This is a genomic window from Nocardia sp. NBC_01499, assembly GCF_045040275.1.
GTDB lineage: Bacteria > Actinomycetota > Actinomycetes > Mycobacteriales > Mycobacteriaceae > Nocardia.
Window position 1 is genome coordinate 886,479 of sequence record NZ_CP109426.1, and the last position, 14,845, is coordinate 901,323.

The window sequence follows — 14,845 nt, forward strand, 5'->3', positions numbered from 1 at the left end:
CGACATGACAACCACTTCCGAACCATCGGAGCCGATCGCCGAGGAGCATCTGCTCCCGGTGCTCGGCCAGCAGATCAGGGTGCAGGTGCGGTGGGGACACGGGGTGCCGCTTGTGCTGTGTAACGGTATCGGCGCCAGTCTCGAGGTGCTCGATCCGCTTGTCGCGCAGCTGGATCCGGCGACCACCGTCGTGCGCTTCGATGTGCCGGGGACCGGCGGTTCACCGAATTCGCCGCTGCCGTATGGGTTTCCCTATCTTGCCGTGGTAGTGCGACTGGTGCTGCGCAAGCTCGGCATTCGCGGCAAGGTCGACGTGCTCGGTCTGTCCTGGGGCGGGGCGCTCGCTCAGCAGTACGCGTTTCAGTATCCGCGCGGATGTCGCGCCTTGATTCTGGTGTCCACCGGCACCGGCGTGGTGATGGTGCCCGGACGGCCGACCCTGCTGCTGAAAATGCTGACGCCACGCCGATTCCTGGATCACCACTACGCCGCGCGCATCGCCGCCGAACTGTACGGCGGCAACGTGCGCGACCATTCCGAGGTCATCGAACGCCTGCTGGATCGGCAGCTGATGGCCGGTTCCCGGATTGGCTACCTGCATCAACTGCTGGCCGGATCGGTGTGGACCAGCCTGTTCGCCCTCCCCCTCATCCGGCAGCCGACTCTCATCGTCGCTGGCACCGACGACCCCATCATTCCGATCGTCAATGCCCGTATCATGCATCGGCTGCTGCCCCATTCGACGCTGCACCTGCACGGCGGCGGGCATGTCGACCTCATCACCAATGCCGCCGAGTTGGCACCCGTCATCGAAACATTCCGGAAAGAACTGCCATGACAACCGATCCCGTCGATACCGCCGACTTCTACGCACTCGAGGACCTGCTCGACCCCGACGAACAGGATTTCCTGCACGGGGTGCGCAAATACATGACCACCGAGGTCGATCCGATCATCAACAGGCACTGGCAGCGCGGCAGTTTTCCCTTCGAAATCGTGCCGGGGATACGGGATCTCGGACTCGCGGGCCTGCCCTATCGCGGATACGGCTGTCCAGGACGGTCTTTCCTGCTCGACGGCATGGTCGCGATGGAGCTCGCGCGCACCGACCCGTCCATCGCCACCTTCGCGGGCGTACACGGCGGCCTGGCCATGGGCTCGATCTACCTGTGCGGCAACGACGAACAGAAGCGGCGCTTCCTGCCCGATATGGCGCGGATGGACCGGATCGGTGCCTTCGGCCTCACCGAGCCCGAGGTCGGCTCGGGTGCTTCCGGCGGGCTGCGCACCACCGCGCGCCGCGACGGGGACAGCTGGATCCTCAACGGGCAGAAGAAATGGATCGGCAACGCCACCTTCGGCGACCTGACCGTCATCTGGGCCAAGGATATCGATGACGGACAGGTCAAAGGATTCGTCGTCGCCAACGACACACCCGGATTCCAGACCTCGAAACTCAAGGACAAGATCGCGCTGCGCGTGGTGCAGAACGCGCTGATCACGCTGGATGACGTGCGCGTCGCTGAGAAAGACCGTCTCCAGCAAGCGAATTCGTTCCGCGACACCGCCGCGGTGCTGCGCATGACCCGTGCCGGGGTCGCGTGGATGGCCGTCGGCTGCGCGCGCGGCGCCTACGAGAACGCACTGCGCTACGCCATGGAGCGAGAACAGTTCGGCCGCCCGATCGCCGGTTTCCAACTGGTCCAGGACCTGTTGGTGCGCATGCTCGGCAACATCACCTCGTCCTGGGCACTGTGCGCCCGGCTATCCCAACTGCAAGACCAGGGCCGCGCCGAGGACCGGCACTCCTCCCTTGCCAAGGCCTGGTGCACGGTGCGCATGCGCGAGACCGTCGGCTATGCCCGAGAACTCCTCGGCGGCAACGGTATTCTGCTGGAGCACAATGTCGGTCGTTTCGTCGCCGACGCCGAAGCAATCTACTCCTACGAGGGCACCCGCGAGATGAACACCCTCATTGTCGGCCGCGCCATCACCGGCCTCAGTGCCTTTGTCTGACAGCGGATTCCAGCGGTCACCTGGCTGGGATGACGGCGAATGCGCCGTCCTTGCCCGGAATCAGCGCGCCCCACGGTTCGATGTGCAGTGACGAGGCGAAGGCGACGGCCATCTCGGTGTTCTGCGAGAGGGTGATGCTGTTCATCACCAGTGCCGCCCCACCGGCCAGCGCGGATCGGTAAGTGTCACCGCTCTTTTCATCGCGCTGCGCGATCTTCTGGCCGGTGCGCAGATCGACGATCTCGAACCCACTGCCCCTCCGCAACGCGAGCGCGTCGGCGGACTCGAGCGCGAAGGAATCGCGGCCGACGAGTTGGCGCTGCCACAGCACGGCGCCGTTTTCGGGCGATAGCGCGCCGACGCGTTGATCGATGCCCTTGCCGTCCGCATCGAGCACGGTGGGGCAGCGGAACAGCACGGTGTCGCGGACCCACAGCAGCGTCACGATGTCTTCCGGCAGGGGTAGCGCGCAGCCGAGCGTGCTGGCGTCGACTGTCCAACGCGGTGTGTTGGTCAGCGGTCCGTTCCGGAATCCCCGATATGTCCGATCCGCATCCGGCCGACGCCACCACGATGGCTACCGCCATGAACAACGATTTCAGCGCCGAACGCCGCCCCCACGATTTCATTCGGCGATCAGCGCACGATCCGGATACTCGCCCGGCCGTGACCTTCAGGCAATCTTCAGCCCGCAGGCGAACAATGACGGGGTGCAGCCGGGTCGAATACTTGTCATCGAGGACGCCGAGGCCATCCGAGTCGCGGTGGAATCGGGTCTGACCACGGCCGGACATGAGGTGCTCAGTCGCGCGCACGGTCAGCTGCTCGAACAGGATCTGGCGCAGTTCCGCCCCGATGTGGTCGTGCTCGACATCATGCTGCCGGGACGCGACGGATTCACCCTGCTCGAGACCACTCGTGCGCGGTCTGGCGCGGGTGTGCTCATGCTGACCGCCCGTGACGGCATCGAGGACCGGCTGCGCGGGTTGCGGGCCGGCTCGGACGATTACGTGGTGAAACCCTTCGACCTCGACGAACTCGTGGCCCGCGTCGACGCACTGCTCCGGCGGATGGGGCGGCTGCGCACCTCGACCACGATCGGTGATCTGGTGGTCAACGCCGAGTCCGGTGAAGTGCGGCGCGGCGACGCGACCATCGCCCTGACCGTCACCGAGCTGAAGGTCCTCGCCTACCTCGCCGTACATCGCGATCGCGTGGTCACCAAGGCTCAAATACTCGCCGCCGTATGGGGATACGAGGATTACGACCCGAACCTGGTCGAGGTGTATGTCAGTGCGGTCCGGCGCAAACTGGAGGCGCACGGGCCGCGGCTGCTGCACACCGTTCGCGGCCTCGGCTACACCCTGCGGGTCGGTGACCGGTGATCGCGGCTGTGCGATGAGGACGGTGTCGCTGCGCAGGCGGGTCACGCTCACCACGGCGGCGGTGCTGGGGGCGGTGCTGATCCTCGTTTCGCTGGTGGTGCACGGCTTGTTCGCGGTGGCGGTGAACCGCAGCCAGAACGCGGTGCTCGCCGATCGCGTCCAACTGGCGCAGCAACTCTCGAAACAGAACACCTCGCCCGCGGAGCTGCTGGCCCGCATCGACGCGCGGTCGGTGCGGACGCGGCTGGTTCTCGCCGATGGTCGTAGCTTCGGCAGCCTGAACACCCAGCGCGAGGACCAGTCCGCGGTGAAGACCAAACACGTGCTGCTGACCGGTCAGGGCGAACTGGATCACGCGAAACTGACGCTGCAGCTCGATACGAAACTGTTGGCGGGGGCCCAGTCGAAGCTGGTCGAGGTGCTCGCCGGCACGACCGCTGCGGCGTTGCTGGTGATCGTCCTCGGGCTGCCGTTCGGCATCCGGCGTGCCCTCGCGCCCCTGGACACGATGACGCTGCTTGCTCGGGATATCGCGCGCGGACGACGCGGACAACGATTGTCGCCGGATCGGACCGATACCGAACTAGGCCGCACGGCAACGGCTTTCGATGAAATGCTGGATGCGCTCGAGGGCGCCGAGGCGCGGGCGAACGCCTCCGAGGAACAGATCCGCACCTTCGTCGCCGACGCCGCGCACGAGTTGCGCACCCCGATCAGCGGGATTCGCGCGATCGCGCAGGCCATCCTGCAGCAACCGCTCGATGCGGACCCCGAAGCCCGGCAGCGGATGCAACTGCTCCTCGTCCGTGAGGCCCAGCGTGCCGGGCGACTGGTCGACGATCTGGTCGAGTTGGCTCGGATCGACGCCGGACTTCAACTCCGGCCCGCACCTACCGATCTCTATGACCTGACCGCGGCGCAACTGGACCGAATGCGGCTGCTGCGGCCCGATATCGAGTTCGAGCTCGCGGGTGCGCACGTGATCGCGGCCGTCGACCCGGAACGGATCAATCAGGTGCTGCTGAACCTGCTCGAGAACGCGTGCCAGGCCATTCAAGGCGATGGCGCGGTAACAGTGCTGATCCGCGGCGCGGACGGTCTCGCCGAGCTGACCGTGCGCGATACCGGCCCTGGCGTGCCGCCCAGCGAACGCGAGCGGATCTTCGACCGGCTGGTACGCCTCGACCAGGCGCGCGAACAGCGCGCCGACGGTTCGGGACTCGGGTTGGCTGTTGCGCGTGGTATCGCCAAAGCCCATGGCGGCGAACTGTTTTGCGCCGATCCCCCGGCCGGGCAGACGGGTGCGGTGTTCGTGCTACGGCTGAAGATCGCCTGAAGATAGCGCTGCGAACCGGGCGATCTCGGGGTTGTCTTGGCAGATTCGGTGGGGACAGGTTCCGCCGAACAGTGGAGTAAACAATGAAGCGCACCCTCATCGCCGCTACCCTCACCGGTCTGGCCGGTCTGGCCATCGCCATGCCCGCGTCCGCCTCCGCCGATCCCGGCCCGCAATGCAATCCCGCGGCGGCCGCCCAGGCGCGGGCCGACAGCGCGCCGAAGGTCGCGGCGTTCCTGGCGAGTCACCCCGACTTCGCCGCCGAAATCGCGAAAGTGCATGCTCTGCCCAAGGATCAGCGCAAAGCGGAGCGCGCGGCCTACCGCCAGGCACACCCGCAGGAAGCACAGGACCTGAAGAATGCCCGCGCCGCTATTCGCGACTACCGTCACGCTTGCCACAAATAGCCGTTGACCGCATTCCCCGCTCGCGTTTCGAGGGCGAGCGGGGTCGGTTACCGGGTCTGTTCGGAGATCACCCGTGCCTCGTGGGCGACGCGGAAGTCGGCGACCACTTCGCTCACGTCGTTGTTCTGGTCGCGCCCGATCCAGACCGGGTACGAGCCGTCGCCCCAACCGCTTTCGAAGCTGATCAGTCCGGGGAAGCCGAGGTCGTCCAGGTCCGCCGCCTGGAGACCGGCCTCGATCGAGTCCAGGATTTCGTCGATCGAGTCGGCGTCGACGAAGGCGGCGGTGCCGCTGTCCACTCCGAAGCCGACATGCTCGTCCTCGTGCAGGAATACGAAGTCGGTGTCGTCCTGCGCAAGCAGTTCCCACGACACCGGAGGGTGTTCGCCGACGACCACTTTTGCCGCGGCGATGCGGGTTTCGTCATCGAAGATGATCTCGGCCAGCTCGATGGGGTATCCACCGGGCGGGAGATCCATCTTCCATCCGTTGTCGAACTCCAGCGCGCCGGGATCACCGATCACCAACCCGCTGTTGCCCACCATCAGCAGTCCGACTTCGTATACATCCATCTCCCCGCAGCTGCCGTCCGTCAGCTCGAAAACCGTACCGGGAGTGAACAATTCCGCCAGCGCGGGTGGCCGTATCGGTTCCGGGGGCCGCCACGGTGGAGTTACTTGAATTCCCGGTTCTCGCTCAGGATCGGGCAGTTCCTGCAGCGGGACGGCTGTTTTCAGTCCGCACAGGGTAGCCCAGTCCCCGAACTCCCAGGCGAGCGTCAACTCGGCCGGATCGACATCGAACCCACGGCCGCCCGAACCACCGGCGCAATAGGTGAACTCACCGCGCACCCGTCCCGGTGGAAAGAAGGCCCACCGTCGGTGACTGCACAACTGGCCGGTATCCGGCTCGATCACCCCCGCGTCGTACCACGTCTCGGCATCGAACAGAAACAACCGGCCATCATCTAGCCTGCGGTACTCGATGCGCTGCCACCGCCCGGTGTCATCGAACTCCCACCGCTCGGCATCGATCTGCCAACATCGGGCGAACCGAGCCCCCCAGGCGATCTCCGCATACGCGACCACCTTGCCATCCGACGCGACAATCGCCACCGCGTACTGCGCCCCCGACTCGTCCCGCGCCCGCGCCTCCCGCGCACTCAACGGCCCAACCACCGCCCCGTCGTCCCACCCCTCGCAGTAACGAACCTTCAGCCCCTCATCAACAACCCGATTCTCCTCGAACCAACCCGCCCGAACGAACTTGTCGACGCCATCCATACCGATCATCAGCCTTCTCCCCGTCCCCGCTGGTCTCAGCGCTGGCGCGATCCTACGCGCCACGACCGACACGGTTCCATCGAAAGACGTTGCGGTCCTGAGGTTCCCCACCCCAGTTCCCCGCACTGGTTCAACCTATCCCCCGAACGCGCAGCCGCCGACTCGCCGATGGGATCGGTCGCGGTGTAATGACGAGGACGCAGGAACAGACATAATTACCGACGGCACACTGGGGCGGGGCGTCACACGAATAGCCGATAGCGGCGTCAACAGTTCTCGGCCTGAATCCCACCATCTTCGGAAGAAGTCCCCATGCCGACCGTACCCAGGTCAACGGGCAATGATTCAAGTCCTGCTTTTCAGCCAAAACCCAAGTGGTCCCGCAAGAAACGCTTCACCATTATCGCGTTAGCCCTCCTCGCCGGGTTGGCGGTGTTCGCCATTGGCGACGGCGCCGGTCGTTCCGGTGTTCGCCGCGATGCCGAGACCACGGCCACCGCCGCCGCGAATGCCGCTGTCCCCCAACAGGTTGCGGCCGCTGTGCAGCCGCAACGCGACGCCCTCGACCGCAGCGAGGCAGACCTCAAGACCCGCGACTCGGCGGTGACCCGTCGTGAGACCGCGGTCGGGCAGGCCGAGACAACGATGACGGGTCGTGAGCAGACCGCCGACCAGCGCGATGCCGATCTCACCAGGCGCGAGACCGCAGTCGTTCCCAAGGAAGCCGCAGCCGCGAAAAGCAGTTTCGGGGACGGCGTTTGGCAGGTCGGGCAGGATATCTACCCCGGAACGTACCGGACCAGCGGCGGCACCGACTGCTACTGGGAGCGCATGTCGAACCTGAGCGGGGACTCCAACAGCATCCTCGCCAACGACATCGTCACCGGACCCACTGTCGTCACCATTCTGTCCAGCGACGCAGGATTCACCTCGAAAGACTGCGGTACCTGGACAAAAACCGGCTGACCTGCCGATTTCAGCGCATGGTCGGACTCGTGGTTTCGAGCCGTACCGGTACCCGCCAACGGGTACCGGTACGAAAGCGTTGTTCGCGACATCGGACCACACTGGGCCCTACCCCATTTTAGCTACACTTCCGTAGTTACGTTGACGTACCACGGGATTCGCCGACTGCACCGAGGTGGCGTGCACCTGATCCTCGACCCCGGCGATCACTACGGCGTTGCCACCCAACTGTTTTGCCTGGTACATGGCCGTGTCCGCGCGGTGGAACAGTGTCTTGTGCCGCGGTCCGACGTGGCGGATCTCGGTCCCCGCAGGTTCCCATGTCGCGGCCCCGACACTGGCGGTGATCGCGATCGGCAGATCGGGCATCGTTTCGACCGCGCCGCGCAGCCGCTCGGCGACATCGCCGATGTCCTCGTTCCGCAGATAACCGACGACGGCGAATTCCTCACCGCCGGTGCGTGCGATGGTGGCACACTGCGGGGCCGCGGCGCGCAGGCATGCGGCCGTCCGCACCAGCACCTCGTCGCCGAAGGGGTGACCGAAGGTGTCATTGACGGATTTGAATCGATCGAGGTCGAGGGTCACGACGTACACGCCATCATCGACGTGACGTCCGACGTACCGTGCCAGGTGCGAGTCGAGGCCGCGCCGGTTCAACAGCTTCGTCAACGGATCCGACAACGCGTCCAGCCGAAGTAGCCAGTGGCAGAACTGAACGATGGGGAGCACAACACAGGTCACGACCAGATTGCACACCACGACACCGACGCCGAGGGCTAGATCTCCCGCACCGTGTCCGGTACGCGCGGGCCCCCCGATGACCAACATGGTCGCCACCAACACAATCGACAACAGTGACCAACCCAGGTGTATCGCCAGGACACGTGGGCCGTGGAAGATAGTCACATATCCCCCGGTGGTGACCAGCAAAACGACGCCCTCCGCGCCGAGCAGCCGATCGTGCACCATCACGTTGTTGATGGTGATGCCGATATCCACCACCGCGACCCACACGAGCGACTCGACCTCACTCGGCCATGGCAACAGCCACCACCGCAACGTCCACGCGGCGGCGAGTACGGACACGGCGACGGCCTGCAGATGTCCGGCGAATCCCTTTTGGCCCGCCTCCGACGCCAAGGTCAGCATCGTGATCAACACCATTCCGATGCCGCCGGACCCGATCATGAGCTTCAACGGGCGCAGTGCCGAATGGGATGCGAGTGTCTCGACCAGCCAGCGGTAGTCGACCCGGTCTTCCCACCAGGCTTGAAACGTTGAACGCATATCGGCCATGCCATTACCGCCTTAGCCCGGCAACAGGATCACCGGTCGATCAGGGATAAAGCTCTCGGACATCGCACGCAAGACAGAAGTTAACTGTAACCGGAATTACTAGACTTTCCCGTGAGGGGAGTCACTGTGCGCGGGATCCGAGCTTTCGCGACCATCCGCTTCGGGTGTCGCGCCACTGCGGCGCGGACGCGGGAAGAACCGGCTGGTGATCGCCTGATACCCGGCGTAGTCCGGCCGCGATTGCAGGCTGTAGTACTCCGCGGGGACGGCGCCGGTGAAATAGACAAGGGTGTTGTAGAGCGCCTTCGAGATAGCCGCCAGGCCGATCAGCGTGATGACCCACGCCAGGATCGAGGTATCGGAACGTCGGTCAAGCAAGGTCGGCAGCACCAGCACGATCAGTGCGTTCCACTGCATCCATTGCCCAAAGTAGTTGGGGTGCCTGCTGTATCGCCACAGTCCGACATCGCAGCTGCGTTTGATTCCCTGCCGCTCGCTCAGCGCGCCGAAACGAGCCTTCTGCCAATCCGCAAGCGACTCAAAGACATACGACACCACCCACACGATGAGTGCAACGATCTCGACCACGCCGAGCGAACGCGAACCCGCGGCGGCGAGTGCCGCGGGAATCGCGAGGATGCCCATATTGGCCGCCCCCTGCAGCATGATCTCGACCTGCATCGACAGTCGTTCGCTGCGCAAACCCGCTCGCGCCCAACGCCTTCGCTGATAGCGGTACCGCGCCAGCTCGTGGGTCAGGCCGTTGGTACCGACCATTCGTACGGCCATGATCCCCATCCGGGCGCCCATGGCCAGATAGATCGCCGCGACGGCCAGCGTCAGCGGGGCGCCGAGATCGCCGAACCCGAGCGTCAGCACGCCGAGCGCGACCAAACCCCATGGCCAAGCCAGGTCGACATAGGTCATGTACCCGGTGCGATACGCGGGCACACACGCGAGCGCCACGAAGATCACCGCCTGGACCAGCAGATTGGTCAAGGCGAACGCCCGTAGATCCGACTGCCACGCCAGCGCGGTGACGACACCCGCGGCGAAAAGGTAATGCGCGATCCGCGCCTGGGTCACCGACATCGGCTTCCCCTTCCTTCCGTGATGAGACACTTATGGCTACGTGTCTCGATGCCCGAGACACTAGATGCATCGTGTCCCAACCGCAAGGTCGGTGCACACCCGCTACGAAGCTCAAACTGCCAGCTGTTAGCCAGCCGCAAACCATCTATGAGACACTGACCATGTGATGTCTCAACAGCCAGAGCAGGCGACTCCACTCGCGCCGGACGACCCCCTGCTGAACATCGCGATCGCGATGTTCGAACGCGACGGCTGGATAGACCTGCGCTTCCTGGCCAAGGCGGCAGGCATCGGCCGAGCCACCCTGTATCGCCGCTACGGCGATCGTGACCGCATCCTCGGTGAAGTCATTTGGGCCCTGGCGGCGCCGAACATCGCCACCCTTCGACCGAAATTCCGGGGCCGAGGCGCCGACGGAATCGCCGAAATGATCGGCGAACTACTCCACGCCAGCGCCGGACATCACGGCATGCGCACCTTCGTCGCCCAGCACACCGACACCGCACTGCGGGTCATGACCTCCCGGCACGGCGTCATCCAGCAGCGGTTCATCGCCGGAATCGCCAGCACCATCCGACACGAACTCGGCGAACCTCCCGACATCGACGCCACCACCCTGGCCTACGCGATCATCCGGCTCGGCGAATCCTTCTACTACCGCGAACTCATCACCGGCGACCCGCCCGATATCGACGCGGCCACCGTCATCATCCGCCGACTCCTCGCCTATCCCACGGATCGCTAGATTTAGCTCTGAGTCAGAGCTAATGTGGTGGGGTGAAAGAAACGCTGGACACTGCGGCGCAGGCCGAGCTGGTCGGGCGGTTGATGAGTACGTTCGGCCGTTTTCGCCGACAGATGGCGCGAATGGTCGGCCGGTCCTTCGATCAGCCGGGGGTCAGCGCCTCGCAGGCGGAGTTCCTGCGCCTGGTCGGCCGCAACCCGAACATCTCGGTGAAGGCGGCGGCGACGGAGTTGGGGTTGGCGCCCAACAGTGTGTCGACGTTCGTCACGGCATTGGTTAAGACGGAACTGCTGGTGCGCGAACCGGATCCGGCGGACCGGCGCGCGACGCGACTGAGCCTGCCCGCACCGGTCCAGCGGGCGGTCGATGAAACCCGCAGGCGCAGACACGGTCTGGTCGCGGCCGCGCTCGACGAGCTGACCGCCGAGGAGCGCGAGCAGCTGATCCGCGGGCTCGACGTGGTCGGCAAGCTGACCGGGATCCTGCACGAGCACGAACAGAGGACACGGCGATGAGAACGAATTCCCTTGCCCCACCCAATGATCGCCCGGCCGTCGAATGCACGGGCCTGACCCACCGCTACGGCGAGCACATCGTGGTCGACCACGTGGACCTGCGCATCGAACGCGGCGAGGTCTTCGGCCTGCTCGGCCCCAATGGCGCGGGCAAGACCACCACGATCCGACTGCTGACCACGCTGATGCCGGTGCAGGAGGGCACGGTCCGGGTGCTCGGGTTCGAGGTCGGGCGTCGCGATATCGATATCCGCTACAACCTCGGCTATGTCCCGCAACAACTTTCGATCGAAGGCGCGCTCACCGGCCGCCAGAACGTGACCTGGTTCGCGCGGCTGTTCGACGTGCCCCGCCGCGAACGCGCCGAGCGGGTGAACGAGGTGCTTGCCGCCATGGACCTGCTCGACGTGGCGGATCGGCTCGCCGCGAGCTACTCCGGCGGCATGGTCCGCCGACTGGAACTGGCCCAGGCACTGGTCAACCGGCCCGCCCTGCTGATTCTCGACGAACCCACCGTCGGCCTGGATCCCATTGCGCGCGACAGTGTGTGGGACCGGGTGCGCGACCTGCGGCACCGCTTCGGCACCACGGTACTGCTCACCACCCACTACATGGCCGAGGCCGACCTGCTGTGTGACCGAGTCGCGTTGCTGCACAAGGGAAAACTGCAGACGGTCGGCTCCCCGACGGAACTGAAGGCCGCGCTCGGCGTCGACGCCACCCTCGAAGACGTCTTCCGCCATCACGGCGCCGCCCTCGAGGACGACTCGACCACGGAAGGAGGGCTGCGCGGTGTCCGAAGCACCCGTCGAACCGCTCAACGCGCGGGCTGACTACCCGCCACTGCGGTTGGCGCCGCACGGCATCTACCGGCTGCGCACGCTCGGCTCGCGAATCGGCACCTTCGCGCTGGTCGAACTGCAGAAGCTGCGCCACGACCGCACCGAACTCGTCACGCGCGCAGTGCAACCGGCGCTGTGGATGCTGATCTTCGGCACCACCTTCGCCAGGCTGCGCACGATCCCCACCGGGAACATGCCGTATCTGGACTTCCTCGCGCCGGGCATCATCGCGCAGTCGGCGCTGTTCATCGCGATCTTCTACGGCATCATGCTGATCTGGGACCGCGACGCCGGAATTCTCAACAAGCTCATGGTCACGCCCACGCCCCGGGCCGCGCTGATCACCGGCAAATGCTTCGCCGCCGGGGTGCGCGCGGTGTCCCAGGTGCTGATCATCGTGGTGTTGGCGCTGATCATGGGCGTGCATATGACGATGAATCCGCTGAAGCTGTTCGCCGCGGTGATCGCCGTGCTGCTCGGTGCGTCGTTCTTCGCGTGCCTGTCGATGACGATCGCGGGTCTGGTGGTGAAACGGGATCGGCTGATGGGCATCGGGCAGGCGATCACCATGCCGCTGTTCTTCGCCTCCAACGCCCTCTACCCGCTGGATCTGATGCCGAGCTGGCTGCGCGGGATCAGTCATATCAACCCGCTCAGCTACGAAGTCGACGCCTTGCGCGGACTGCTGGTCGGCGCAAGCTACCATCTCTGGACCGATATGGGCGTCCTGGTACTCGCCGCCGGACTCGGAATTGCCTGTGCCTCTGCGCTTCTCGGGCGGCTGACTCGATAGCGCACATCGGCGCGATGGTCGCACAACGTCTGCCGGGGCACAGGTCGGCTTGACTGTGCCGTAGCGGCACGGTGTGGACTGTCATGCGTCTCCCCGGCACGTGGGTGACCTGATCGCAGACCTTCCGAGGGAGACAACCGTGTCCGCCAACCACCCCGCCGACGCCACCACACAACCGCACTCGGTCGTTCGGTCTGGCGCGACCGAAAACGATGAGCTGCCGAGCAATTGGGGCCGCTGGGGCGAGGACGACGAACTCGGCACGTTGAACCTGATCACCGACGCGGTGCGCGAGCGGGCCGCGTGGGAGGTGCGCACCGGCCGCTCGGTGTCCTTGGCCGTGCCCATCCAGCCGGCGTCGGTGAGCAGCGGACCCTTCGCGCCGCGGACGGCCGAGGTGTCGCCGGTTCAGCTCATGATGGCGTACACGGGAAGTCCGGCGCCCGCGACCGCGGACGTCATGGTGGTCACCAATCACCACACCCTGTCGACGCATCTGGACGCGTTGTCGCACATCGTGCTAGACGGTCAGGTGTATCCAGGGCGTCCGGTGAACGAGAGCGTCACCATGGGCGGAGTCGTGCACGGGTCGACCGCGGCGTTCGCCGCCGGGATCACGACCAGGGGCGTGCTGCTCGACCTCGCGTTCGACGGACCGGTGGCCGAAGACCATGCGGTCGGGTCGGCGGATCTCGATGCCGCCGAGCGGCGCCAAGGCGTCCGGCTGGAATCCGGTGACGCGCTTGTCGTTCGGTTCGGGTGGGTGGCGACGCGCTATCGCGGCAACCCGATGCCGGGAATGAGCATCGACGCCGTGCGCTGGATGCATGACCGCGGCGTATCGGTATATGCCGGAGATCTCGCGGACGCCTACCCGCCGCTGCCGGACGGCCCCTCGGCGATGCACCGCGTCGCACTACCCCGACTGGGCATGCCGCTCATCGATGCCGTGGACGCCGACGAACTCGCCGCGGTCTGCGCCGAACTCGGTCGCTACAGCTTCCTGTTCGTCGCCGCACCGCCCCGGATTCATGGCATGACAGGAGTGCCGGTCAACCCGATCGCGATCTTCTGATCGTGCCACTGACCGAATTCGGTTGCGCGAGTTGACCATACCCGCGCGATCACCACGAGTGGCCACACACGCAACCAACCACGTCACCGAGGAACACGACCGCGCCACCGATCCCGATCAAGGCGGTGCCGCCGAGCAGGTTGCCGCCTACTGGTATCCCGGATGACGGGTCTCTCGGCCCATCCGCGACGATCAGATCACTATGTGTCGACTCTTCGGGATGACGGCGGCGCCGCGGCGGCTGAAGGCTACGTTTTGGTTGCTCGATGCGGTAGACAGTCTCGAGCGGCAGAGTGTGCGCAATCCGGATGGGACCGGGTTGGGGACGTTCGGTCGTGACGGGGTGGCGCGGGTGGAGAAGCAGGCGTTGGCGGCGTTCGAGGATCGTCGGTTCGCGGTGGAGGCGAAGCATCGGGAGTCGACGACGTTTCTCGCTCATGTGCGGCATGCGTCCACCGGCGCGCGGACCGTGCGGAACACTCATCCGTTCACTAAGGATGGGCGCATCTTCGCGCACAACGGTGTCATCGAAGATCTGCCGCGGCTCGACGAAGAGTTGGGCTCCTATCGGGCAATGGTGCTGGGCGATACCGATTCGGAGCGCTTATTCGCGTTGATCACCAAACATATCGATGCGCGTGGCGGCGATGTCACCGCCGGAATCACCGGCGCGGTGCGGTGGATCGCCGACGAGTTACCGGTTTTCGCGATCAATTTGGTGCTGACCACCGATACCGAACTGTGGGCCTTGCGTTATCCCGCTACGCACGAGCTGTATGTGCTCGAACGCGCGGCAGGCACGCAGCTCGAGCATGTGGGATCCGGTGGCACGGTGCGGGTGCGGTCCGGCGATCTGGTCGAGGCGCCGACCGTGGTGGTTGCCAGCGAACGGATGGACGACGATCCCGGCTGGCGCTGCCTCGCACCCGGCGAACTACTGCATGTCGACGCCGGTTTGCGTATCGACAGCAGCGTGATCCTGGACCAACCGCCGACCCATCCGCTGGCGCTGTCCGATCTCGACGCGGGCGCGGCGGCCTCTCAGCTCAGTCGCTAGCAACCTGCGACCGCGCGGCGGGGTTGCGACATAG

16 protein-coding genes are annotated in these 14,845 nt (G+C 65.6%); 12 read left to right on the top strand and 4 right to left on the bottom strand.

Going from position 1 to position 14,845, the window contains the following annotated elements; genetic code table 11:
* Nucleotides 1–4: 4 nt before the first annotated feature.
* Together OG203_RS03920 and OG203_RS03925 are read left to right on the top strand one after the other, a co-directional pair.
* Nucleotides 5–838, top strand: a complete 834-nt coding sequence (locus tag OG203_RS03920; protein ID WP_405164275.1) for an alpha/beta fold hydrolase — start codon at nt 5–7, stop codon at nt 836–838.
* Nucleotides 835–2,016: an acyl-CoA dehydrogenase family protein gene (locus tag OG203_RS03925; RefSeq protein WP_405164276.1), complete on the top strand. Its 1,182-nt coding sequence runs from the start codon at nt 835–837 to the stop codon at nt 2,014–2,016. Before OG203_RS03920 ends, OG203_RS03925 begins: the two co-directional genes overlap by 4 nt.
* A 16-nt stretch (nt 2,017–2,032) precedes the next feature.
* Here the strand turns inward: OG203_RS03925 and OG203_RS03930 are convergent, their stop codons facing one another.
* Nucleotides 2,033–2,461 carry a hypothetical protein gene (locus OG203_RS03930; protein WP_405164277.1) on the bottom strand — a complete coding sequence of 143 codons (429 nt, stop codon included), beginning with the start codon at nt 2,459–2,461 and terminating at the stop codon, nt 2,033–2,035.
* Nucleotides 2,462–2,726: 265 nt separating this feature from the next.
* On the opposite strand from OG203_RS03930, the gene OG203_RS03935 reads away from it, so the two are divergent.
* The 3 genes from OG203_RS03935 (at nt 2,727) to OG203_RS03945 (ending at nt 5,144) form a co-directional block, all read left to right on the top strand.
* Nucleotides 2,727–3,401: a response regulator transcription factor gene (locus tag OG203_RS03935; RefSeq protein WP_405164278.1), complete on the top strand. Its 675-nt coding sequence runs from the start codon at nt 2,727–2,729 to the stop codon at nt 3,399–3,401.
* Nucleotides 3,391–4,737, top strand: coding sequence for a sensor histidine kinase (locus OG203_RS03940; protein ID WP_405164279.1), 1,347 nt, complete (start codon nt 3,391–3,393; stop codon nt 4,735–4,737). The genes OG203_RS03935 and OG203_RS03940 overlap by 11 nt, the downstream gene beginning before the upstream one ends.
* 83 nt (nt 4,738–4,820) lie before the next feature.
* Nucleotides 4,821–5,144, top strand: coding sequence for a hemophore-related protein (locus OG203_RS03945; RefSeq protein ID WP_405164280.1), 324 nt, complete (start codon nt 4,821–4,823; stop codon nt 5,142–5,144).
* A gap of 47 nt (nt 5,145–5,191) precedes the next feature.
* Here OG203_RS03945 and OG203_RS03950 read toward each other — a convergent pair whose 3' ends face one another.
* Nucleotides 5,192–6,436: a DUF4241 domain-containing protein gene (locus tag OG203_RS03950; protein ID WP_405164281.1), complete on the bottom strand. Its 1,245-nt coding sequence runs from the start codon at nt 6,434–6,436 to the stop codon at nt 5,192–5,194.
* A 303-nt stretch (nt 6,437–6,739) separates the two neighbouring features.
* Here OG203_RS03950 and OG203_RS03955 point away from each other — a divergent pair, with 303 nt between their 5' ends.
* The gene (locus OG203_RS03955; RefSeq protein WP_405164282.1) at nt 6,740–7,393 is read left to right on the top strand and encodes a hypothetical protein; all 654 of its coding nucleotides are present in this window, start codon (nt 6,740–6,742) and stop codon (nt 7,391–7,393) included.
* Nucleotides 7,394–7,501: 108 nt separating this feature from the next.
* Here the strand turns inward: OG203_RS03955 and OG203_RS03960 are convergent, their stop codons facing one another.
* Both OG203_RS03960 and OG203_RS03965 read right to left on the bottom strand, forming a co-directional pair.
* Nucleotides 7,502–8,683: a diguanylate cyclase domain-containing protein gene (locus tag OG203_RS03960; protein ID WP_405164283.1), complete on the bottom strand. Its 1,182-nt coding sequence runs from the start codon at nt 8,681–8,683 to the stop codon at nt 7,502–7,504.
* A gap of 108 nt (nt 8,684–8,791) precedes the next feature.
* A complete protein-coding gene (locus tag OG203_RS03965; protein ID WP_405164284.1) occupies nt 8,792–9,784 on the bottom strand; it encodes a DUF1295 domain-containing protein in 993 nt (330 codons plus the stop codon).
* 166 nt (nt 9,785–9,950) lie between these two features.
* Between OG203_RS03965 and OG203_RS03970 the strand changes: the two genes are divergently transcribed.
* The 6 genes from OG203_RS03970 (at nt 9,951) to OG203_RS03995 (ending at nt 14,811) form a co-directional block, all read left to right on the top strand.
* Nucleotides 9,951–10,529 carry a QsdR family transcriptional regulator gene (locus tag OG203_RS03970; protein WP_405164285.1) on the top strand — a complete coding sequence of 193 codons (579 nt, stop codon included), beginning with the start codon at nt 9,951–9,953 and terminating at the stop codon, nt 10,527–10,529.
* A gap of 32 nt (nt 10,530–10,561) precedes the next feature.
* Complete coding sequence (locus tag OG203_RS03975) at nt 10,562–11,044, top strand: MarR family winged helix-turn-helix transcriptional regulator (protein WP_405164286.1); 483 nt, start codon at nt 10,562–10,564, stop codon at nt 11,042–11,044.
* A complete protein-coding gene (locus tag OG203_RS03980; protein WP_405164287.1) occupies nt 11,041–11,877 on the top strand; it encodes an ATP-binding cassette domain-containing protein in 837 nt (278 codons plus the stop codon). Before OG203_RS03975 ends, OG203_RS03980 begins: the two co-directional genes overlap by 4 nt.
* Nucleotides 11,837–12,679 (top strand): ABC transporter permease, encoded by an 843-nt coding sequence (locus OG203_RS03985; protein ID WP_405164288.1) that lies wholly within the window; start codon nt 11,837–11,839, stop codon nt 12,677–12,679. Before OG203_RS03980 ends, OG203_RS03985 begins: the two co-directional genes overlap by 41 nt.
* 139 nt (nt 12,680–12,818) lie before the next feature.
* Nucleotides 12,819–13,754 carry a cyclase family protein gene (locus OG203_RS03990; RefSeq protein WP_405164289.1) on the top strand — a complete coding sequence of 312 codons (936 nt, stop codon included), beginning with the start codon at nt 12,819–12,821 and terminating at the stop codon, nt 13,752–13,754.
* Nucleotides 13,755–13,956: 202 nt separating this feature from the next.
* Complete coding sequence (locus OG203_RS03995; RefSeq protein WP_405164290.1) at nt 13,957–14,811, top strand: class II glutamine amidotransferase; 855 nt, start codon at nt 13,957–13,959, stop codon at nt 14,809–14,811.
* Nucleotides 14,812–14,845 lie beyond the last annotated feature (34 nt).

Bases quoted from the DNA above. Each gene is read 5' to 3' on its own strand.
- OG203_RS03920 (WP_405164275.1), top strand. From the start codon at position 5: ATGACAACCACTTCCGAACCATCGGAGCCGATCGCCGAGGAGCATCTG.
- OG203_RS03925 (WP_405164276.1), top strand. From the start codon at position 835: ATGACAACCGATCCCGTCGATACCGCCGACTTCTACGCACTCGAGGAC.
- OG203_RS03945 (WP_405164280.1), top strand. From the start codon at position 4,821: ATGAAGCGCACCCTCATCGCCGCTACCCTCACCGGTCTGGCCGGTCTG.
- OG203_RS03950 (WP_405164281.1), bottom strand. From the start codon at position 6,436: ATGATCGGTATGGATGGCGTCGACAAGTTCGTTCGGGCGGGTTGGTTC.
- OG203_RS03955 (WP_405164282.1), top strand. From the start codon at position 6,740: ATGCCGACCGTACCCAGGTCAACGGGCAATGATTCAAGTCCTGCTTTT.
- OG203_RS03960 (WP_405164283.1), bottom strand. From the start codon at position 8,683: ATGCGTTCAACGTTTCAAGCCTGGTGGGAAGACCGGGTCGACTACCGC.
- OG203_RS03965 (WP_405164284.1), bottom strand. From the start codon at position 9,784: ATGTCGGTGACCCAGGCGCGGATCGCGCATTACCTTTTCGCCGCGGGT.
- OG203_RS03970 (WP_405164285.1), top strand. From the start codon at position 9,951: ATGTCTCAACAGCCAGAGCAGGCGACTCCACTCGCGCCGGACGACCCC.
- OG203_RS03980 (WP_405164287.1), top strand. From the start codon at position 11,041: ATGAGAACGAATTCCCTTGCCCCACCCAATGATCGCCCGGCCGTCGAA.
- OG203_RS03995 (WP_405164290.1), top strand. From the start codon at position 13,957: ATGTGTCGACTCTTCGGGATGACGGCGGCGCCGCGGCGGCTGAAGGCT.